Here is a 405-nt window from a genome sequence, read left to right as displayed (position 1 = left end):
ATCCCGATCTGCGTCATCCGCAACGGCAAGGGGCCGGCGGCGCTGCTGACCGGCGGCAACCATGGGGACGAGTATGAGGGGCCGCTGGCGCTCTACGAACTCGCCCGAACGCTCGATCCCAGCCAGGTCAGCGGCACGGTGATCATCGTGCCGGCGATGAACTATCCGGCTTTCCGGGCCGGCACGCGCACCTCGCCGATCGACAAGGGCAACATGAACCGCTCCTTCCCCGGCCGGCCCGACGGCACGGTGACGGAGAAGATCGCAGACTATTTCCAGCGCGAGTTGCTGCCGCGCGCGGATATCGTCTTCGACTTCCACTCCGGCGGAAAAACGCTGGATTTCGTGCCCTTCTGCGCCGCTCATACGCTCCCGGACAAGGAGCAGGAGAAAAAGGCCTTCGCC

Annotated in this window: 1 protein-coding gene; it reads left to right on the top strand. The window is 65.4% G+C overall.

Annotated elements, in window-relative coordinates; all coding sequences use genetic code 11:
- A partial coding sequence (locus tag EN786_RS36200) for a succinylglutamate desuccinylase/aspartoacylase family protein (protein WP_189524378.1) occupies positions 1–405 on the top strand: 405 nt, incomplete at both ends.

The sequence above is a fragment of the Mesorhizobium sp. M4B.F.Ca.ET.143.01.1.1 genome, assembly GCF_004792275.1.
GTDB classification, from domain to species: domain Bacteria; phylum Pseudomonadota; class Alphaproteobacteria; order Rhizobiales; family Rhizobiaceae; genus Mesorhizobium; species Mesorhizobium abyssinicae.
This window is presented reverse-complemented; position numbering and strand designations above follow the sequence as displayed.